Origin of the sequence: Pedobacter frigidisoli, assembly GCF_004331675.1 — a bacterium.
Classification (GTDB): domain Bacteria; phylum Bacteroidota; class Bacteroidia; order Sphingobacteriales; family Sphingobacteriaceae; genus Pedobacter; species Pedobacter frigidisoli.
Genome location: NZ_SJSN01000006.1, coordinates 89,018 through 107,877 on the forward strand (window position 1 = coordinate 89,018; position 18,860 = coordinate 107,877).

Sequence of the window (18,860 nt, forward strand, 5' to 3'; positions counted from 1 at the left end):
CACTAAAATAGGTCATTGATTTTAAATAAAATTGATAGACTACTTAACACATAATTATGAATTCAGAAAATTTCAGAGAACTAGCTTTATCTTTTGAAAACGTTGTTGAAACGCCTAACACCAATAAAAATTCCTTTAAGGTTGATGATAAAATTTTTATCACCATAGACAATACAAATTTGAAAGCTGTTTTTAGATTAACCCCAAAGGATCAAACCAAGTTTTCAGATTTAGATCCATCGGCGATTTATCCTGCTCAAGCGGGTTGGGGAAAGCAAGGCTGGACTATTTTTGAAGTAAGCTTTGTTGAACCAGAAATGCTTAAAAAAGCATTGATCCTTTCTTATTGCACCGTTGCACCAGAAGAATTAGCTAAAAAATATAACGGATAAATTATGTTTGTCTCAAATAGCCCTCATTTTTTCTCTTTTGATAACCATAAGGCTGTTTCGAGTTATTTATCTTTACTTACAATAAATACATAAAGTTATGACCAAGTCTATCTGGATAAATCTTCCAGTCAACAACATCAATAAATCAAAAGATTTTTTTTCTGTATTAGGATTTACCCTTAATACACAATACGGTGTCAGAGACGATTCTGCTAGCTTTTTAATCGGCGACAGTAATTTTGTTTTGATGTTGTTCGAAAAATCTCTTTACGAGGGCTTTGCTGGAACTTCTGTGGATGATAATCGCTCTGGCAGCGAGGTTTTATTCTCTATTGATGCAGAAAGCCCAGAAGAAGTTGATGATCTTGCAAAAAAGGTAATTGCCGCTGGTGGTACAATTTATGGCGAACCTGGCTATAGTCAGGGCTGGATGTATGGTTGTGGATTTATGGATTTAGATGGCCAGCGTTGGAGCATCTTGTACATGGATATGAGTAAAATGCCATTGGGATAATTAATTAAGCATAATTATGGGAACAAAACCAATTATAGTAGAATGCATTTATCACGCGACTATTGAGAATGTTTGGAAAGCCTTAACCCATAATAGCGAGCTTAAAAAGTGGTATTTCCAATTGGAAGATTTTAAACCAAAAGTTGGCTTTAAGTTCGGTTTTTCTTGAGGCGCTGATGATGGACCAAAGTATCTTCACTTATGCGAAATAATCGAAGTAATTGATGGTGAAAAAATTGCCTATACTTGGCGTTATGATGGTTATCCGGGAAACTCAAAATTAAGCTGGGAATTGTTTAAAGTTTCAGAAAATGAAACCAGGTTAAAATTGACACACACAGGTCTCGAAAGTTTTGCAGAAAACGGTAAAGATTTCAGTAAAGAAAGTTTCAAGGGCGGCTGGAATTATTTTGTGAACGAAGCCCTAAAAAATCACTTGGAAGCTTAAAATATTTTTGAGATCGGGGCTTAACCAGCAACGATCTCAAAAATAACTTAACGACTAAACTTCCTCTAGTGCCGATTTAATAGCTGCATATATATAATCTAAATCTTCATCGCTAATAATATAAGGCGGAAGAATATAGATAATGTTTCCGAGCGGCCTTAGTATTATTCCTTTATCCAAAAAGTAAGCATAAAGTAAGTTCCTCAAAGTGCTTAAATATGAGGTTTCATTGCCCGTTTCCCACTCTATCGCAATGATTGTTCCTGTTTGCCTAACTGCTTTTACTTTTGAATGTGATTTAATTTCTTTTAAAAAAGTGGTGTGTTTAGCCTCTATTCTCTTAATATTTTGAAGTGTTTCACTTTTAAGCAAGATATCTAAACTCGCCAATGAGGCCACGCAAGCGATTGGATTGGCCGTAAAGGAATGCCCATGATACAATGTTTTAAGCTTATCATCACTTAAAAAAGCTTCAAAAATTTCATTTGTACAAGTGGTTACACCCAAAGGCATAGTTCCACCAGTTAAACCTTTGCTCAAACAAAAAATATCGGGTTTATTTGTCAGTTTTTCACAGGCAAAATAGGTTCCCGTTCTGCCAAATCCAGTCATCACTTCATCAGCAATGGTTAATATGTTGGCATGTTTACAAGCAGAAATCAGTTGATCCAAATATTCAGCTTCGTACATCAACATCCCACCAGAACCCAAGATTAGAGGTTCGAAAATGAAACAAGCTACTTCAGCTTGCAACGCAGAAATTTTAGATTTTAAATCTTCAATATTATCTTCATTTGGTAACTCAATAAATTCTACATCGAACAATAAGCTATTAAAAGCGTCGGTAAAAATACTTCTTCCACTTACAGACATAGCGCCAAAAGTATCGCCATGATAAGCATTTTTAAAAGCTATTATTTTTGTTTTCGGCGTGCCTTTATTGTCCCAGTACTGCAAGCACATTTTTAAGGCAACTTCAACTGCTGTCGATCCATTATCTGTGTAAAAAACCTTTTCCTGTTTACCTGGCAAGATTTTCAATAACCTCTCTGCCAGTAAAACTGCAGGTTCATGTGTAAAACCAGCGAAGATTACATGTTCTAAAACACTAAGCTGTTCAGCTACTTTTTTGGCAATGTACGGGTGCGAATGACCATGAATATTCACCCACCAAGATGAAACTGCATCGATATATCTTTTCCCATTGTCATCAAAAACGTAAACACCTTCGCCCCTAACGATGGGAATATGAGGCAAGGCATTTTTCATTTGTGTGTAAGGATGCCAAATTACTTTTTGATCGCGTTCAGTTAGATTAAGATTAGAGTTCGGAGCTTGTAAATTGGAATTATCTGACATTTTGATATAAATTAAAATTGTTCTTTTAAAAGTTGGGCTACGGTTTTATCAGTCCTAAAAGTGATTTCATCGACGTCTAAATTTTTAATGGCAACCCAACGAAAAGCCTGCAGCATGTCTCCGTCACCATCAAAATCGTAAATTTTGTTTTTAAAAGCCAATTTTAAGGGTGCTTTTTCCTTTACTAAATAATAGACACTAATAACTTGGCTATCATTAAAAGAAGATTTTTCAAAAAAATCCGTGGTGTAGAAATGAGAAATCACCTCGATTTCAGCGTTACATTCTTCCAAAAATTCACGCTTTAGCCCATCAATTAATCCTTCACCAAATTCTAACCCACCACCAGGAAATTTACTGAAGCGAATGCCATGCTCTTCCTCGTCGCTAACCAAAACTTCGTTATTAGCGTTAATTAATAAACCATAAACGCGGACATTAAAGTAGCTCATTTTCGAAATGTTTTTTGTTTTTAATCACGATTTCTGGTGTCCAAGTTATTTCTTTCTTAAAAGCCTCTGCCCTAACTGGACACTCACTCATGTGGCAATAGTGGCAACATTTAGGCAAGCATGGATCTGCATGGATGAAAAGCTCTGCCTTTCTAAAACCATTTTTATTGATCAATTCATCAATCTGTGATATTTCTCGATGAACCTTATTTAAATCGAAATAATATGGCAAGGTAACATGGCAATCGATGTGAAATTCTGGTCCATATTGCTGCGTTCGAAGATTGTGAACATCTATCCAAGGATTATGACGATTCCTTTGCAGCACATCTACCACTTCCTCAATCAAGGTAAAATCGCTCTCATCCATTAATGCACCAACGGAACCTCTTGTTAACTGATAGCCAGAATAAATAATATAAAAACCCACACAAAAAGATAATAAGCTATCTAACCAAATAATATTTGTTAACTGAATTAGAATTAAGCCAACAACAATTGCCCCACTCGTGTAAGTATCGGTTAATAAATGTTTACCATCTGCCTGTAAAGTAGCCGAATGTTGCGCCCTACCTATATTTATGAGGTATAAACCAACAATCATATTTATCAGTCCAGTAATTCCAATAATTAGTGTACCCTCTAAAAGTTTACCAACTGCATGAGGATAAAAGAAATTGTAGGATGATTTAAAAATAATAAAGACACCAGCAATTAAAATCAGTATTCCCTCTACAAAGGCAGAGAAGAATTCGACTTTACCATGCCCATAAGGATGATTTTCATCACGCGGTTGCGTACTCAAATAAATGCTGTAGAAAGCGAAACTTCCAGCAATAACGTTTACAATACTTTCTGCAGCATCAGTTAAAATTGCGTTTGAGCCTGTAATAAAATAGGCCACAAACTTAGCCAGCATTAAAGCAACACTCACTACCAAGGAAATTATTATTGCTTTTTTTTTGACCGTCACGGGATTTTTTTTCACAAAAATACGCTTATCACGTAAATTATATGATAAAAACTCTACCTTTTTTAGTGCAGAATAATATTTGGTTTATATATTTGCGCTCAAAGTAATTAACCATGAGCACCTTATCGAAAAGAATCAACAGTCTATCAGAATCTGCAACGCTTAAAATGACCAAACTTGGCCGCGAATTAGCATCCAAGGGAGTTAACATTATTAGTTTAAGCGTTGGCGAACCCGATTTTAATACGCCTGACCATGTAAAAAATGCCGCAAAAAAAGCATTAGACGAAAACTACACCCGTTATTCGCCAGTTCCGGGCTACCCAGATTTGCGCCAAGCAATCGTAAACAAACTGAAAACCGAAAACAATTTAGATTACGATATCTCTCAAATTGTGGTTTCAACCGGTGCCAAGCAATCACTTTCGAATGTGATTTTAACCTTAATTGATCCTGAAGATGAAGTAATTATTCCTACTCCTTATTGGGTTTCGTATTCGGAAATGGTAATTTTAGCAGAGGGTAAGTCGGTTTTTATCGATACTGATATCGAAAGTAATTTCAAGATTACACCAGAACAGTTAGAAGCTGCAATTACACCGAAATCTAAACTTTTTATGTTTTCTTCGCCTTGTAATCCTACGGGGTCTGTTTACAGTAAAGATGAATTGGCTGCGTTGGTAAAGGTTTTTGAAAAATATCCAAACATTTATATCCTTTCTGATGAGATTTATGAGCACATCAATTTTGTTGATAAACATGAATCTATCGCACAGTTCGACAGCATTAAAGATCGCGTAATTATAGTAAATGGTTTCTCTAAAGCATTTGCCATGACCGGTTGGAGATTGGGTTACATTGCAGCAAATAAAGAAATTGCAGCAGCAAATGATAAACTACAAGGCCAAACAACTTCTGGAACGTGTTCTATTGCACAAAGAGCTGGTATTGTTGCTTACGAGCAAGGATTAGAAAGTGTATTAACCATGAAATCGGCATTTTTACGCCGTAGAGAATTGGTTTACAATTTATTGAATGAAATTCCAGGTGTAAAAACTAATCTTCCTGATGGGGCATTTTATTTCTTCCCAGAAATTAGTTCATTCTTCGGCAAAAAAGATGCTGATGGAAACGTAATTAAAGACTCTTCAGACTTAGCATTGTATTTATTAAACGTTGGTCACGTGGCTACGGTTGGCGGCGACTCTTTCGGTAACAATAACTACATCCGTTTATCTTACGCAGCATCTGATGAAAGCTTGGTGGAAGCTTTAAGAAGAATTAAGGATGCTTTAGGTAAATTATCATAGGCTAATTTCATATATTAAGACTATAAAACCCCTCGTTTTTTAAATTTAACGAGGGGTTTTCTATTTAAGAATAATTTATTTTTATTGGGTTTGGAAATGTAAGCAAGCATTCCATTTGAAACCCCAGTCCTTCTTTCCGCTAATCCGATGAAGAATCGGAAACCGCTTCAATAAGGTTTATTAACATGGGCAGCTGCTAAATAAAACCTTTAAGGCTAACTTCTAATAGCTTCTACAGGATCTAATTTCGATGCAGAATACGCGGGCCAAAATCCAGAGATTGTTCCAATAATAATCGAAATTCCAATTCCCAAGGCAATATTATTTAATCCCAATATAATGTGGAAATCTGTTGCAGCGCCAATGGCCAATGCCATTAAATACACCAGCACTAAGCCCAGTATACCACCTAAAATACAAAGCGAAATAGATTCGAAAATAAACTGAAGTAGTATGAAATAATTTTTCGCACCCAAAGATTTCTGTATCCCAATGATGTTTGTTCTCTCCTTAACTGAAACGAACATAATATTTGCAATACTAAAACCACCTACCAAAATCGAGAAACCACCAATAACCCAGCCTGCTAGATTTACAATATCAAACATGGAATCTAGCTTATTTGAAATAATTGTGGTCTTGTTCAACGCAAAATCGTCTTCCTGACCGGGTCTAATCCGATGAATGGAACGCATTAAACCTTGTATTTGGCTTTCTATTTCTTCAAGGCTAACGTTATCATTCCCACGAACCGTAATTTGTGGTTGATAGCGTTCATTCTGAATATCCAGAACACCTTTTGCAAAGTTTATTGGGATATTTACATTTTTATCTAAGGTTGTTCCAAAAATATCCTCACCCTCTTTTTTAAATACGCCAACAACAGTTAATCTTCGCCCTAAAATTTGAACTTGCTTACCGATTGGATCATCGCCACCAAACAAGCCTTCAGCAATATCAGCACCCATTAACAAAACGGGAGCACCATTATCACTTTCGGTTTCAGTAAAATACCTGCCGGCCTGTAATTCGAAATTCCAGGTTTTATTAAAATCTTGAGAGGCGGCCGAAACCGTAATGCCTTCTACAGAGCTGCTTCTATATTTTATGGTTCTATCACTGGTCGACATTTCGAAAGTGATTCCTTGCGCATTATCCATTCGCTCGCTAAGCGCCTGAAAATCCCTAAGCGAGGGTTGAGGACGATTCATGTATTTCCACCAAGGATAATTATCGCTAAAAGCCCATGGCCATTTTTGGATAAAGATGGTGTTAGAACCTAACTTATCTACACTTGCCTGCAGTTTGCCACGAAAGGTATCAACAGCAGAAAAAACTGTGATAATGGTAAAAATACCAATCGTAATTGCCAAAAGTGACAACATGGTACGAAGTTTATTTTGGCGCAACGCATCAAATGCAAAACGGAAACTCTCGCCTATTAGCCTAAAGATTATCATAATTAAGGGTTAGATGCAAAGCAGATCAAAAGGTTACAACTCATCTTCAAAACTAATTAATTTTGTAGCTACAATATAGATTGGAGAAAGTATTTTTGAGGTAAAAGCACTTAAAACATAATATACTTTAAATGCGTTTGATAAAATACGGAAAAGAAAAATTAAATTCGTATTTTTGCACCTCAAAAAATTCATCAAGAATGAAATTATCACAATTCAAATTCAATTTACCAGAGTCATTAATAGCTAACAATCCAGCCGAGCAACGCGACGAAGCTCGTTTGATGGTTTTACATAAGGACAGCGGTAAAATTGAACATAAAATTTTTAAAGACGTACTGGGTTATTTCGATGACAAAGACGTAATGATATTAAATAACACTAAGGTTTTCCCTGCTCGTTTATACGGTAATAAAGAAAAAACTGGTGCTACCATCGAAGTTTTCTTGCTACGTGAATTAAACAAAGAATTACGTTTATGGGATGTTTTGGTAGATCCAGCTCGTAAAATACGCGTAGGAAACAAATTATATTTCGGTGATGACGATTTATTAGTTGCCGAAGTGGTAGATAACACTACCTCCCGTGGTCGTACTATTCGTTTCTTATTCGAAGGTACCGACGAGGAGTTTAGAAAGAACGTTGAGATATTAGGTGAAACTCCACTTCCAAAATATATTAAACGTAAGGCAACAGCAGAAGATAAGGAACGTTATCAAACTATTTTTGCTAAGCATGAAGGTGCTGTAGCTGCTCCAACTGCGGGTTTACACTTTAGTCGTGAATTGATGAAACGCCTTGAGCTTAAAGGCATTGAGTTCGCAGAAGTTACTTTACATGTTGGTTTAGGAACATTCAGAACTGTAGAGGTAGAAGATTTAACCAAACATAAAATGGATTCTGAGCAGTTTATTATCGAGCCGAAAGATGCTCGTATTGTGAATAAAGCTTTAGAAGAGAAAAGAAAAATTTGTGCGGTTGGTACTACATCTATGCGTGCCATCGAATCTGCAGTTTCGGCTAACAGAACCTTAAAGGCTGCAAACGATTGGACAAGTAAATTCATCTTCCCTCCTTACGATTTCAATATCGCAAACTCGATGATTACAAATTTCCACACACCAGAATCTACTTTATTAATGATGGTAAGTGCATTTGGTGGTTACGAAAACGTAATGAATGCTTATGAGGTTGCAGTAAAAGAAAAATATAAATTTTATAGCTACGGCGATGCTATGCTAATTATTTAATTTAGATTCAAGTAGTAGGTATCAAGTATCAAGATGTAATTCTCGATACTTGATACTAAAATCTTGATACTAGAATATGAAATACTACGCTATAATTGTAGCAGGCGGTTCTGGCAATCGGATGCAAACGGAAACCCCAAAACAATTTCTACTGCTAAAAAACCTCCCGGTTTTAATGCATACCATAAAGGCTTTTGCGCAAAGCGATTCTCAACCTAAGATTTTACTGGTTTTAAATAAAGATCAACAAGGCTATTGGTTAAGGCTTTGTGAGGAATTTAATTTCCGCATTCCACACCAAATTATAGATGGAGGAACAGAGCGTTTCTACTCTGTTAAAAATGCCATTGAGACTATAAATGAAGAATGTTTCGTAGCCATCCACGATGCCGTAAGACCATTGGTTTCAAAAGAACTGATCGATAACTGTTTTAAGCAAGCTGAACAACGCGGAAATGTAATTACTGCGGTTCAATCTAGTGATAGCGTACGTTTGCTTAGAGATGAAAAAACATCTGCTTTAATACGCAGCGAGATCTACTTGGTACAAACTCCGCAAACTTTTAGTTTAAACGTACTTAAAGAAGCTTACCAGCAAGATTTCACGAGTCAATTTACGGATGATGCAAGCGTTGTTGAGGCAGTTGGTTATGAAATCAATATCGTTGAGGGCGAAAGAAATAACATCAAGATCACTTATCCTATAGATTTGGAACTGGCAGAACTCCTGCTGAAAAATTAAAATATTTTCAAACAAAAAAATGGAGCTTCAATTAAGGAGCTCCATTTTTATTTTACCAATTCGCTAAGCAAAGCTTAAAATTTGATAAAAGTTTAATTGATATATTTTATGTTGCTCTTCCAATAACCTTAAGCAAGATTGCGATAATTGCAATAACCAATAAAACGTGGATTATATTACCTACATCGCCGAAGCCGTGGAACACAAAACCGATCACCCATAGTATAACCAATACTACCGCTACTAAATACAATAAATTTCCCATAGTGTTAATTTTTTAAATTAATGTTGATGTATTAACACTCTTAAGAATAATTTGTTTAAAAAATGTAAATTTTATTTTCTAAAGGGTTTTAAATGATGATTTTACTTTGATTGTTTATCGACAAGCTAATCACCAATCGCCTTTTTATATAGAATCTAGATGCACTTAAAGAATAATTCTCGAGATTTTTACAAGCATCCGGATTCCATTACTAAGGATAACAATGACGTGCGTTAGATATTCCATCGTTACCTCAACGAAAAAATATGTCATAAAAAAACCTCCCAATTTTTGATTGGGAGGTCTTTATCTTGTAGGATTTTAGTATTCGTCCTCATTAAAGAAGAAATCCTCTTTAGTAGGGTAATCTGGCCAAATTTCCTCAATAGTTTCATAAGGCTCGCCATCATCTTCTAAGGCCTGTAGGTTTTCAATAACTTCTACTGGGGCTCCAGAACGGATACCGTAATCAATTAATTCGTCTTTAGTTGCAGGCCATGGTGCGTCTTCCAAGTGCGATGCTAATTCTAATGTCCAATACATATCTTCAATTCAATTAAATTCTTGTTTCTTAATAATGCGCAAAGTATATTAAAATTTTTGAGCAAAACAAACTTATTTTTCCACTATTAAACACGGGGTATCCAAATGTTTTCTTCTACCTGAAGATCATTAGTCAGTTTTCGTGCCAAAACGAATAAATAATCACTCAAACGGTTCAAATAAACCGTTACCCGTTCATCTACAAAGCTATTTTCTGCAAGCTCTACGGTAAGTCTTTCGGCCCTACGGCAAACGCATCTAGCAATATGGCAGTAAGAAACGACAGTATTTCCGCCAGGTAAAACAAAATGTTTTAATGCAGGCAAAGTCTCATTCATCGAATCCATTTCAGTTTCCAACAAAGTGATGTCCGAATCGTGCAAATCAGGAATCTTCATTTTTGATTTTTCAGGATCAGCAGCCAATGAAGCACCTACCGTAAATAAACGATCTTGAATTCCTTTTAGCAATTGCTGATGATGCAAATCAATATCCTGACACATAATTAAACCGATATACGAATTTAATTCATCTACAGTTCCGTAAGCCTCTATGCGTAAATGACACTTAGGAACACGTGTACCACCGATTAATGATGTCTGCCCTTTATCGCCAGTTTTAGTGTAAATTTTCATACCCTAGCCCCAAAAGGGGAATTATTATGCAAAATCCTAAATTCCCTTTCAGGGGATTTAGGGGTTAATTGATTTTTTCCCAGTCGCTGCCACTTTTCTTAAGGGCATCTAAACGTGGCGACACAGATTTTATATCTGTATTAACGTAATCGTTTTCGATTAAACCATCTCTCATTCGAACAATTCTATGGGCATGTTGAGCAATATCCTCTTCGTGAGTAACCAAAATAATGGTATTTCCTTTACTATGAATTTCTTCGAGCAAACCCATAATCTCTATGGATGTTTTGGTATCTAAGTTTCCTGTAGGTTCATCGGCTAATATGATCGATGGATCATTAATCAAAGCCCTTGCAACAGCAACACGTTGACGTTGACCACCAGATAATTCATTAGGTTTATGATCCATACGGTTACCCAAACCAACATTTTCTAAAGCTTTAGCGGCTCTAGCATCACGATCTTTTTTACTATTACCAGCGTAAATGAGCGGCAGTGCAACATTATCCAACGAAGTAGATCGGGGCAACAAATTAAACGTTTGAAAAACAAAACCAATTTCCTGGTTACGAACCTCGGCCAGTGCATCATCAGTCATGTGACTTACATCAGTTCCGTTTAATATGTATGTTCCACTTGTTGGCGTATCTAAACAACCTAAAATATTCATTAATGTTGATTTACCAGAACCTGATGGCCCCATTAAAGCAACGAATTCGCCTTTATTTATATCTAATGAAACTGATTTCAAAGCATGGATAACTTCTGATCCGATTACGTATTTACGGCCAATTTCTTTTATAACGATAAGTGGTTTCTCCATGTTTTTTCTTTTTTAGACAAGCGCAAAGGGTGAGATGTTACAAGCGCAACAAAAATTACTTTTCAATAATCTTCGGCACCATAAAAAATTGATCTGAATGCTTAGCAGAATTTTTCAACCCATCTTCCGTTGAAATTTCTTGTTTTACAACATCTTCACGCCAAACATTTGCAGCCTCGTTCATGTAAACCAATGGCTTAACGTTTGAGGTATCTAACTCATTTAACTTTTCCATAAATGATAGAATTTTGTTCATCTCTGGAATTAAGGTTTCAACTTCCTTTTCATCAATATGAATTCTGGCCAAATCGGCTATTTTATGGATGGTTTTTGCGTCTAAATTCATATCTCTACTAACTTACTATCAATCAGTTGGAAAACCTTTTCTTTTAAAAGATCAGAATCAACATCAGCCAATTCTGAAGTATTTATAGGTTTGTGGACGTAAATATCGCAAATTCCCGGCTTACTTCCATATTTGGAGCCATCATCCCAATTAATTTTCCAAACATTGGTAATGCTGACAGGAACAAGCGGAATATTTTTATCGATGGCCAAACGAAATGGCCCATTTTTAAATTCACCTAATTTAGGTGGATAATGATCATCAATTTTACCCTCTGGAAAAATAATCAAGCTCATTCCTTTTTCTAAATTTTCACCAGCTTTTTTAAAGGCACGAAATGCGGAAATTTTGCTATCTCGATTTACAGAGATATCGATGGTTTTGAAAAAGATCCCTAAAACCGGATTGTTCAGTAATTCATCTTTCCCCATAAAATGAAATTTTCCATGGCATAAGATGCAAAACACCATAATATCAAGATTTGAAGAGTGATTTGCGCAATAGATATAGGTTTGGTTGTAATCTAATTTTTGCTCATATTGATAATTAAAAACCACTCCCGAAAAAAGACTACATAAAAAACTATTCGCTTTCCTACAAAAGTTAAGTATGGCATAATACTTCGGATCTCGCGAGGTAAGGTAATACATCGGATAAAAAAGCATGAAGAAAAAAAGTATCCAAAATAGAAACCATACTCGGTGTACTTGCCTTAGAAAGTGAATCATAGATAATCAAAAATATAAAATAGTTTGATACTTCATTACAACTTATGAAGTTTCAAATGGCTAAACGCGGGGCAGAACCTTGTAAGTTTAGAGGAATTAAATTACTAGACTTACGAAGTTTCCCGCCAACACAGCCCAACAAAACTTCGTAAGTCAAATTACGGCCCAACTTACGAAGTTTCAAATGGCCAAAAGTGAGGCAGAACTTCGTAAGTTTAAAAGGAATTAACTTATGAGACCTACGAAGTTTACCGCCACCACGACCCAACTAAACTTCGTAGGTCTATTCATGAACAATAACGCCCGCCAAACCTCGTAAGCTGATGAGCTAATAAAATTAAATCTATAATATACTTTGCAAGCTTTTTATTTTTAATTTCGTGCCATTATGAAAGAAACAGTGGTGAGCGGTATTCGCTCAACAGGAAAATTACATTTGGGAAATTATTACGGTGCGGTAAAAAACTTTGTGCAAATGCAGAATGATTACAATTGCTACTTTTTTATTGCCGATTTACACTCTTTAACAACACATCCTACCCCGGCAGATTTACACGGAAACATTAAACACGTTTTAGTAGAATATTTGGCAAGTGGAATTGATCCAGAAAATAGTACCATTTACATACAAAGTGATGTTCCAGAAATTGCTGAGCTTTATTTATACCTAAATATGAATGCTTATATGGGCGAATTGGAACGCAGTACTTCGTTTAAGGATAAAGTTCGTTCCAATCCAGACAATGTAAATGCTGGTTTATTAACTTATCCGGTATTAATGGCTGCCGATATTTTAATTCATAAAGCAACAAAAGTACCTGTTGGAAAAGATCAAGAACAACATTTGGAAATGGCCCGTACTTTCGGAAACCGTTTTAATAGATTATATGAAACTGAGTATTTCCCTGAGCCTTATGCCTTTAGCTATTCTGAGAAGTTAGTTAAAGTTCCTGGTTTAGATGGAAAAGGCAAAATGGGCAAATCAGAAGGAGAAGCCAACGCGGTTTACTTATCCGATGATCCGGAAACTATTCGTAAGAAAGTGATGAAAGCGGTGAGTGATGGCGGTCCGACAGCAGAAAACCAACCAAAACCAGAACCGATTCAAAATTTATTCGATTTGATGAAAGTGGTTTCGACTGCAGATACGCACCAACATTTTGAAGATTTATACAGCAAAATGCAGATTCGTTATGGCGATTTTAAGAAACAACTGGCAGAAGATATGATTGTTGCAACCGCACCAATGCGTGAGCGTATTCAGGATATTGCTAAAGATGATTCTTATTTACGTCAAGTTGCTAAACATGGTGCTTTAAAAGCTCGTGAAAGTGCTCAAAAAACCATCAGAGAGGTTCGTAGTTTAATCGGATTTAAAAGTTTTTAATAATATTTAATAGATTTGGGAAGATAGATGCAAGATTCGAGATTTAAGGCAAATTGCTTTACCTTAAGTCAAAATTCTCAAATCTCTTATCTCAAATCTCATATCTAAGTAATATGCACATAGCAATCGTAGGGAATATAGGGGCCGGTAAAACAACGTTAACTGGTTTATTGGCTAAAAATTATGAATGGGAAGCTTTATACGAAGCTGTGGACAACAATCCTTATTTAGAAGATTTTTATAGTGATATGAAACGCTGGAGTTTTAATCTTCAGATTTATTTTTTAAATAGTCGTTTTCAACAAATCACTGATATTGAGGTAAATAAGCGTAATGTAATTCAAGATAGAACGATTTATGAGGATGCGCATATTTTTGCAGAAAACCTGCATGATATGGCATTGATGACTACTCGTGATCATGATAATTATCGTGCAATCTTCGATAACATTACCTCATTTATTAAACCACCAGATTTATTGGTTTACTTACGTGCCTCAGTTCCTACTTTGGTAAATAACATTCAACGCCGTGGTCGTGAATATGAAGCTGGTATTCGCATTGATTATCTTTCGAAACTAAACGAAAAATATGAGGCCTGGATTAAAGGATACAATCTTGGTAAACTTTTAATTTTAGATAAAGATAAGTTGGATTTTACCAATAATCCTGAAGATTTAGGAACGGTAATTCAATCTATTGAGGCTGAAATAAACGGGTTGTTTTAATTCCCCCAGCCCCCTGAAAGTGGAGCTATAGGTAAAGTGGAAAAACAAAGTTTTAATTTTATAAGCATGAAAAAAGATTTTGAGCATGAAAATCCATCGAACTGGAAATGGGGAACTTTCTATTTCAATAGAAATGATTCTAGATTGATTGTTCCGAAACGCATTAAATTGCTAGGCTGGACATTCAATTTTGCTCATCCAATATCTTACATTTTCATAGGGTTAATTTTTGCATTCGTTTTTTACAGAATCTATCAAGCTTAATATATGAACGATGGAAATTCAAAATCTCCTTTAGGGGATTTAAGGGTAATCGGAATTATTCCTGCTCGCTACGCCTCTACCCGCTTTCCGGGCAAACCTTTAGTTGATATCGCTGGCAAAACGATGATTCAACGTGTTTACGAACAAGCATTTAAAGCAAAAAGTTTATCGAAAGTAGTAATCGCTACGGATGACGAACGAATTGCTGATGAAGTGAAAAGATTTAGAGGTGAATTTGTTTTTACGGCTTCGCATCATCAAAGCGGAACGGATAGATGTGCAGAAGTGATTGAGCAATTCCCTGAATTTGATATCGTGATTAACATTCAAGGTGATGAACCTTTTATAGAGCCTGCTCAGATTGATTTATTGGCTAGCTGTTTTATTGAAGAGAAAGTTCAGTTAGCTACGTTAATTAAACCCATTCAAAGTCAAGAAAGCATTTACAACCCCAATAGCCCAAAGGTTGTTATTGATGTAAATGGCAGGGCGATGTACTTTAGTCGGAGTCCGATTCCATTTATTAGAAATGGCGAACCTGGTGTTTGGGCAGAAAAGCACCAGTTTTACAAACATATTGGCATTTATGGTTATCGTACAGAATCATTAAAGGCCATCACCAAATTACCTCCATCATCTTTAGAATTGGCCGAAAGTTTAGAGCAACTTCGCTGGATTGAAAACGGCTTTTACATTCAAACAAAAATCACTGATTTAGAGACAGTTGCTATTGACACTCCAGAAGATTTATTGAAATTAAATAAATTGATTGCTTCCTTAAAAATGGAATAATCTTAAACTTGCAGCAGATTAAAATTGTTTTCTCGCTTTAAATTAACAGGTTTTAAATACTGTTGCAGAATAGTTTTTAGCCGCAGATTTGCAGATTAAGATTTAAAACTAATTATCAAATTGTCATCTTAAATTTATAAAGATAAAATCTGCGAATCTGCGGCATTCTTAACTTATTAACTAAATTCCATCAATTTTCGATTTTGATCCACAATCTTGGTCCCTTATTCCAACATCCAATTTGATATATCCATTAAATTTGTAGTTTTGAATATGAGAAATCTAATGCTTTTCGTTTTATTTTGCACACTTGTGCTTTCAGCCTGCAATGCTGATCGCAAAAAACAAAATTCCATCGAATTTAAAAACGTAAATCAAAGTATTGCGAAGTCTTTTTCTAGCTTAGATAAGCTAGATACTTTCAAAATTGAATTAACAGGTAGAAAACCTGAAGATATGGTTTTAACTTTTTCCATTAAAAATGCTTTGGGTAAAGAGATTTATAATGCCAAATTAAAAGGAACGGATTTACTCGGTAGTACAGATCCTAATGTCGATTTATCGAAAGAAAAATATCAAATAATCTTCTTAAAAACTATTGCTGATGATTTTTTTGCCGAAGATAATTTTCTTGAACCAGCGGTAATTCCAGAAGATAAAGCAGATAATTATACCCCAGACAAAGCCCTTTACGAAGAATTAAAAAAGTCTGGATTAAATGGCTTCAAATATCGCTTGGGTAAGGAAAATAATATTTACATTGCTTGGAGTGAAAAAGAGCAGAAAGTAAAAATTTATTATAACTGCTGCTAATCAAATCCTCTTCCCCATTCATTGTAGTTATCCATATCAACTTATGCATCGATCTACCATGAAAAAACTGACGCTACTTCTCCTTTGCCTAAGTATTTCTATAATCGCTTACTCGCAAGCTTTATTCTTAAAAACAAAACCGGCAAACACTAAATCTGCCGTAAATTTTACGGAACCATCTCCAAATGTAATGTTCTTCGGTGTTGATGATGGAACCATTAATTTTAAGAACCATAAGCTAAAAGGCAAAGAAATAAATAAATATTTTGGCGCTGTTTACAGCAACTTCCCCATATTTGATATTGGAAAAGAAAATGTGGTCGAGTATCACAATGCTAATGGTCACTTTTTTTTCTACAGGCCGAATACAAAGAAACCTTTTGGAATGGTGATCTCAAACGGAAAAGATCAACCGATATTGGTCACTCACCCAGATCAATACCTAAAAACAATTAAAACCTATCTAAATATTGGCAATGCAGATTATTTGGTTCCTAAAACTTTAGATGCAAATAACGAAAAAAATGCTCAGCAGGAAATGGCACAAATCCTAAAGATAAAATTTGCTACTGATAAAAATTATGCTTCGAAACTTATAAAGAACGTAAATTCTGTTCATTACAGCAAAGTTTACGATGATGGAAGCATTAGAATGAATTGCAAGGAAAGGATTTTTGAAATGTTTGGCGATAGTTTAATGACAATGAAATCTACTTATGGAGCAAAATATCTTTACAACGATAAGAATGAAATGGAGTTAATGGTGAACACTGTTGATGGTAAAGAAAACGGCTATTCCAAATACGAAAGAGATGAAGATGGTTTAATTAGAAAAATTATAAGTGGAGATGAAAAATTGGCAGATACTACCGTATTCATCTATGAAAAAGACAAATACCACACCGTAAGTTTGAGTCGCGGCAAACCCTATAGTTTCGAAACATTTTTCTTAAATGATCAAATGCAATGTGTCCGTCGACTTTCGAAAAGATCAGATCAATCTTTAATTTGGGACATTACTTACATCTACGATAAATTTGGTCGCATTATTCGAGAAGGCAAGGTAGATAGCGAAATGATTTATCAATACAAAAATGATTCGGATTCAATTTTTTCAGGCTTTAGTTCTTTCTCCTTAAACCCTAGAAAGTTAAATCTACAAAACGAGTTGATCAGAGAAAAGAACAAGTAAATTTTTATTGGCCGCAATGGTTCTGGCGATCAAAACTTTAAATCAATTACCTACGCCGCTCAAGATGGGGCAACCAAAACTTATTCTTACGATAAGGATAACAAATTGACAAGCGTAAGTGTGGTTAGGTGCAAGAATTAAACTACCTATTCACAAAATTTTCATTTAGAAAATAACTTGTACTCCTTCCACCAGCTGCTTCTTTTTGAAGTATCTGTTTATCGACCAGATTTTGTATATCCCTTATAGCGGTATCTTGAGAACATTTGGTAATTTTTGCCCACTTGGAAGAATTTAACTTCCCATCAAAACCATCTAATAATTTATTAATCATCAATTTTTGGCGCTCATTCAACCTTAATACCGAAGCCTTTTCCCAAAATTTAGATTTGAATATTATTTTATTTAAGGTTTGATTGGTATTTAACACTGCTTTTTGAAAGCAATTTAAAAACCACAATAACCATTCAGTGATATCTAAATCGCCCTTTTGCGTTTTTTCTAAAATAGTATAATATTCGTTTCTTTCCGCCCTTATCTGTGCCGACATACTATAAAAGCGATTTTTATTTTTATCAGCCCTTGCTAAAAACATATCAGTTATTGCCCTTGCTATACGTCCATTTCCATCATCAAACGGGTGAAGCGTAACAAACCATAAATGTGCTATCCCTGCCTTTAACACTAAATCAAGTCTATTTTCTTTATTTATCCAAACAAGTAGAGCATTCATTTCAGTTTCTAATTCTTTAGCATCAGGGGCTTGAAAATGAATTATTTCTTTACCGATTGATACAGAAACAACCTGCATTGGATCATCCTTTGTATTATTTCGCCAATCGCCCACCACGATTTTATAAACACCACGATTTAAATTGGGAAATAAGGCGGTATGCCAATCAAATAATCTAGCCTTATTTAATTCTGCGCTGTAATTTTGAGTGGCATCTAATGTCATTTTCACCACACCATCAACGTTTCGATCAGATGGAACAAGGCCAGCTATATTCATATCCAACCGCCTAACTATAGATGATCTTACCTGATTTTCATTTAGCACTTCACCCTCTATCTCACTTGTTTTTACAACATCTTGAGTTAAGGTTTGCAGCGTTGCCTCTTCTTTCAAATTAAATCCTAAATTTTCCATCCTACCCAACAACCTACCTTGCTCATGGCGCACCTCAACCAATCGGCTATTAACCGAATCAGAATCCCAAGTAAAATTGGGCCATTGCTTATTTTGATAGATATAAAAACTCATTCTTCGCAGATTATGCAACGAATGTAATAATTATTCTCCGCAATACTTTCGTATTCTACGCAAATATTGCGTCGATTAGACTTATTATTCTTCGCATTTGAGTTTTTAAGGTTTTAAGAATGACTTAAATTAACTAAACCTGGTTGTAGCGTTATCCTTTTTTGAAGCACATAAATTGTT

General features: G+C 35.2%; 23 protein-coding genes and 1 pseudogene. 13 read left to right on the top strand and 11 right to left on the bottom strand.

Annotation, left to right across the window (positions count from 1 at the left end; genetic code table 11):
• Nucleotides 1-56 precede the first annotated feature (56 nt).
• The 4 genes and pseudogenes from EZ449_RS08850 to EZ449_RS22815 form a co-directional block, all read left to right on the top strand.
• Entirely contained in the window at nt 57-392 is a 336-nt protein-coding gene (locus EZ449_RS08850) for an MmcQ/YjbR family DNA-binding protein (RefSeq protein ID WP_205942970.1), read from the top strand.
• Nucleotides 393-489: 97 nt separating this feature from the next.
• Nucleotides 490-906 (top strand): VOC family protein, encoded by a 417-nt coding sequence (locus EZ449_RS08855; protein ID WP_131557809.1) that lies wholly within the window; start codon nt 490-492, stop codon nt 904-906.
• Nucleotides 907-922: 16 nt separating this feature from the next.
• Nucleotides 923-1,075, top strand: a complete 153-nt coding sequence (locus EZ449_RS22810; protein ID WP_205942971.1) for an SRPBCC family protein — start codon at nt 923-925, stop codon at nt 1,073-1,075.
• Nucleotides 1,076-1,093: 18 nt separating this feature from the next.
• Nucleotides 1,094-1,354, top strand: a pseudogene (locus EZ449_RS22815) (SRPBCC family protein); the annotation flags it as partial.
• Between the two features lie 54 nt (nt 1,355-1,408).
• Here EZ449_RS22815 and bioA read toward each other — a convergent pair.
• Genes bioA through EZ449_RS08875 form a run of 3 tightly spaced genes read right to left on the bottom strand, consistent with a single transcriptional unit; the run spans nt 1,409 to nt 4,138 of the window.
• Nucleotides 1,409-2,713 carry an adenosylmethionine--8-amino-7-oxononanoate transaminase gene (gene bioA, locus EZ449_RS08865; RefSeq protein ID WP_131557811.1) on the bottom strand — a complete coding sequence of 435 codons (1,305 nt, stop codon included), beginning with the start codon at nt 2,711-2,713 and terminating at the stop codon, nt 1,409-1,411.
• Nucleotides 2,714-2,724: 11 nt separating this feature from the next.
• Nucleotides 2,725-3,165, bottom strand: coding sequence for an NUDIX domain-containing protein (locus tag EZ449_RS08870; protein ID WP_131557813.1), 441 nt, complete (start codon nt 3,163-3,165; stop codon nt 2,725-2,727).
• On the bottom strand, nt 3,152-4,138 hold the full coding sequence (locus tag EZ449_RS08875; RefSeq protein WP_131557816.1) for a cation diffusion facilitator family transporter: 987 nt from the start codon (nt 4,136-4,138) through the stop codon (nt 3,152-3,154). Before EZ449_RS08875 ends, EZ449_RS08870 begins: the two co-directional genes overlap by 14 nt.
• A 113-nt stretch (nt 4,139-4,251) precedes the next feature.
• On the opposite strand from EZ449_RS08875, the gene EZ449_RS08880 reads away from it, so the two are divergent.
• Entirely contained in the window at nt 4,252-5,448 is a 1,197-nt protein-coding gene (locus tag EZ449_RS08880) for a pyridoxal phosphate-dependent aminotransferase (RefSeq protein ID WP_205942972.1), read from the top strand.
• Between the two features lie 215 nt (nt 5,449-5,663).
• Here the strand turns inward: EZ449_RS08880 and EZ449_RS08885 are convergent, their stop codons facing one another.
• Nucleotides 5,664-6,908 carry an ABC transporter permease gene (locus EZ449_RS08885; RefSeq protein ID WP_131557818.1) on the bottom strand — a complete coding sequence of 415 codons (1,245 nt, stop codon included), beginning with the start codon at nt 6,906-6,908 and terminating at the stop codon, nt 5,664-5,666.
• A gap of 200 nt (nt 6,909-7,108) precedes the next feature.
• Between EZ449_RS08885 and queA the strand changes: the two genes are divergently transcribed.
• A complete protein-coding gene (gene queA / locus EZ449_RS08890; RefSeq protein ID WP_131557820.1) occupies nt 7,109-8,158 on the top strand; it encodes a tRNA preQ1(34) S-adenosylmethionine ribosyltransferase-isomerase QueA in 1,050 nt (349 codons plus the stop codon).
• Between the two features lie 76 nt (nt 8,159-8,234).
• Entirely contained in the window at nt 8,235-8,900 is a 666-nt protein-coding gene (locus EZ449_RS08895; protein ID WP_131557822.1) for a 2-C-methyl-D-erythritol 4-phosphate cytidylyltransferase, read from the top strand.
• 106 nt (nt 8,901-9,006) lie between these two features.
• Here the strand turns inward: EZ449_RS08895 and EZ449_RS08900 are convergent, their stop codons facing one another.
• The 6 genes from EZ449_RS08900 to EZ449_RS08925 form a co-directional block, all read right to left on the bottom strand.
• A complete protein-coding gene (locus EZ449_RS08900) occupies nt 9,007-9,165 on the bottom strand; it encodes a lmo0937 family membrane protein (protein WP_131557824.1) in 159 nt (52 codons plus the stop codon).
• A gap of 321 nt (nt 9,166-9,486) precedes the next feature.
• Entirely contained in the window at nt 9,487-9,708 is a 222-nt protein-coding gene (locus EZ449_RS08905; RefSeq protein ID WP_010603503.1) for a DUF2795 domain-containing protein, read from the bottom strand.
• An 86-nt stretch (nt 9,709-9,794) separates the two neighbouring features.
• Nucleotides 9,795-10,343: a cob(I)yrinic acid a,c-diamide adenosyltransferase gene (locus tag EZ449_RS08910; RefSeq protein ID WP_131557826.1), complete on the bottom strand. Its 549-nt coding sequence runs from the start codon at nt 10,341-10,343 to the stop codon at nt 9,795-9,797.
• Nucleotides 10,344-10,407: 64 nt separating this feature from the next.
• Entirely contained in the window at nt 10,408-11,166 is a 759-nt protein-coding gene (locus EZ449_RS08915; protein ID WP_131557828.1) for an ABC transporter ATP-binding protein, read from the bottom strand.
• A 55-nt stretch (nt 11,167-11,221) separates the two neighbouring features.
• Entirely contained in the window at nt 11,222-11,512 is a 291-nt protein-coding gene (gene gatC / locus EZ449_RS08920) for an Asp-tRNA(Asn)/Glu-tRNA(Gln) amidotransferase subunit GatC (RefSeq protein WP_131557830.1), read from the bottom strand.
• Entirely contained in the window at nt 11,509-12,240 is a 732-nt protein-coding gene (locus EZ449_RS08925; protein ID WP_131557832.1) for a lysophospholipid acyltransferase family protein, read from the bottom strand. The genes gatC and EZ449_RS08925 overlap by 4 nt, the downstream gene beginning before the upstream one ends.
• A 388-nt stretch (nt 12,241-12,628) precedes the next feature.
• Here EZ449_RS08925 and trpS point away from each other — a divergent pair, with 388 nt between their 5' ends.
• The 6 genes from trpS to EZ449_RS08955 all read left to right on the top strand — a co-directional run bounded on the left by trpS (nt 12,629) and on the right by EZ449_RS08955 (nt 17,416).
• Complete coding sequence (trpS, locus tag EZ449_RS08930) at nt 12,629-13,627, top strand: tryptophan--tRNA ligase (RefSeq protein WP_131557834.1); 999 nt, start codon at nt 12,629-12,631, stop codon at nt 13,625-13,627.
• Between the two features lie 113 nt (nt 13,628-13,740).
• Entirely contained in the window at nt 13,741-14,355 is a 615-nt protein-coding gene (locus EZ449_RS08935) for a deoxynucleoside kinase (RefSeq protein WP_131557836.1), read from the top strand.
• Between the two features lie 66 nt (nt 14,356-14,421).
• The gene (locus EZ449_RS08940; protein ID WP_131557838.1) at nt 14,422-14,619 is read left to right on the top strand and encodes a DUF5808 domain-containing protein; all 198 of its coding nucleotides are present in this window, start codon (nt 14,422-14,424) and stop codon (nt 14,617-14,619) included.
• A 3-nt stretch (nt 14,620-14,622) separates the two neighbouring features.
• Complete coding sequence (gene kdsB / locus EZ449_RS08945; protein ID WP_131557840.1) at nt 14,623-15,411, top strand: 3-deoxy-manno-octulosonate cytidylyltransferase; 789 nt, start codon at nt 14,623-14,625, stop codon at nt 15,409-15,411.
• Nucleotides 15,412-15,684: 273 nt separating this feature from the next.
• On the top strand, nt 15,685-16,224 hold the full coding sequence (locus tag EZ449_RS08950; RefSeq protein ID WP_131557842.1) for a hypothetical protein: 540 nt from the start codon (nt 15,685-15,687) through the stop codon (nt 16,222-16,224).
• A 58-nt stretch (nt 16,225-16,282) separates the two neighbouring features.
• Nucleotides 16,283-17,416, top strand: coding sequence for a hypothetical protein (locus tag EZ449_RS08955; RefSeq protein ID WP_131557844.1), 1,134 nt, complete (start codon nt 16,283-16,285; stop codon nt 17,414-17,416).
• 142 nt (nt 17,417-17,558) lie between these two features.
• Here the strand turns inward: EZ449_RS08955 and EZ449_RS08960 are convergent, their stop codons facing one another.
• Nucleotides 17,559-18,680: a Fic family protein gene (locus tag EZ449_RS08960; RefSeq protein ID WP_131557847.1), complete on the bottom strand. Its 1,122-nt coding sequence runs from the start codon at nt 18,678-18,680 to the stop codon at nt 17,559-17,561.
• Nucleotides 18,681-18,860 lie beyond the last annotated feature (180 nt).

What these genes read in the sequence shown, in the direction of transcription:
- EZ449_RS08850 (WP_205942970.1), top strand. Translation starts at nt 57, where the DNA reads ATGAATTCAGAAAATTTCAGAGAACTAGCTTTATCTTTTGAAAACGTT.
- EZ449_RS08855 (WP_131557809.1), top strand. Translation starts at nt 490, where the DNA reads ATGACCAAGTCTATCTGGATAAATCTTCCAGTCAACAACATCAATAAA.
- EZ449_RS22810 (WP_205942971.1), top strand. Translation starts at nt 923, where the DNA reads ATGGGAACAAAACCAATTATAGTAGAATGCATTTATCACGCGACTATT.
- bioA (WP_131557811.1), bottom strand. Translation starts at nt 2,713, where the DNA reads ATGTCAGATAATTCCAATTTACAAGCTCCGAACTCTAATCTTAATCTA.
- EZ449_RS08870 (WP_131557813.1), bottom strand. Translation starts at nt 3,165, where the DNA reads ATGAGCTACTTTAATGTCCGCGTTTATGGTTTATTAATTAACGCTAAT.
- EZ449_RS08880 (WP_205942972.1), top strand. Translation starts at nt 4,252, where the DNA reads ATGAGCACCTTATCGAAAAGAATCAACAGTCTATCAGAATCTGCAACG.
- EZ449_RS08885 (WP_131557818.1), bottom strand. Translation starts at nt 6,908, where the DNA reads ATGATAATCTTTAGGCTAATAGGCGAGAGTTTCCGTTTTGCATTTGAT.
- queA (WP_131557820.1), top strand. Translation starts at nt 7,109, where the DNA reads ATGAAATTATCACAATTCAAATTCAATTTACCAGAGTCATTAATAGCT.
- EZ449_RS08895 (WP_131557822.1), top strand. Translation starts at nt 8,235, where the DNA reads ATGAAATACTACGCTATAATTGTAGCAGGCGGTTCTGGCAATCGGATG.
- EZ449_RS08900 (WP_131557824.1), bottom strand. Translation starts at nt 9,165, where the DNA reads ATGGGAAATTTATTGTATTTAGTAGCGGTAGTATTGGTTATACTATGG.
- EZ449_RS08905 (WP_010603503.1), bottom strand. Translation starts at nt 9,708, where the DNA reads ATGTATTGGACATTAGAATTAGCATCGCACTTGGAAGACGCACCATGG.
- EZ449_RS08910 (WP_131557826.1), bottom strand. Translation starts at nt 10,343, where the DNA reads ATGAAAATTTACACTAAAACTGGCGATAAAGGGCAGACATCATTAATC.
- EZ449_RS08915 (WP_131557828.1), bottom strand. Translation starts at nt 11,166, where the DNA reads ATGGAGAAACCACTTATCGTTATAAAAGAAATTGGCCGTAAATACGTA.
- gatC (WP_131557830.1), bottom strand. Translation starts at nt 11,512, where the DNA reads ATGAATTTAGACGCAAAAACCATCCATAAAATAGCCGATTTGGCCAGA.
- EZ449_RS08925 (WP_131557832.1), bottom strand. Translation starts at nt 12,240, where the DNA reads ATGATTCACTTTCTAAGGCAAGTACACCGAGTATGGTTTCTATTTTGG.
- trpS (WP_131557834.1), top strand. Translation starts at nt 12,629, where the DNA reads ATGAAAGAAACAGTGGTGAGCGGTATTCGCTCAACAGGAAAATTACAT.
- EZ449_RS08935 (WP_131557836.1), top strand. Translation starts at nt 13,741, where the DNA reads ATGCACATAGCAATCGTAGGGAATATAGGGGCCGGTAAAACAACGTTA.
- EZ449_RS08940 (WP_131557838.1), top strand. Translation starts at nt 14,422, where the DNA reads ATGAAAAAAGATTTTGAGCATGAAAATCCATCGAACTGGAAATGGGGA.
- kdsB (WP_131557840.1), top strand. Translation starts at nt 14,623, where the DNA reads ATGAACGATGGAAATTCAAAATCTCCTTTAGGGGATTTAAGGGTAATC.
- EZ449_RS08950 (WP_131557842.1), top strand. Translation starts at nt 15,685, where the DNA reads ATGAGAAATCTAATGCTTTTCGTTTTATTTTGCACACTTGTGCTTTCA.
- EZ449_RS08955 (WP_131557844.1), top strand. Translation starts at nt 16,283, where the DNA reads ATGAAAAAACTGACGCTACTTCTCCTTTGCCTAAGTATTTCTATAATC.
- EZ449_RS08960 (WP_131557847.1), bottom strand. Translation starts at nt 18,680, where the DNA reads ATGAGTTTTTATATCTATCAAAATAAGCAATGGCCCAATTTTACTTGG.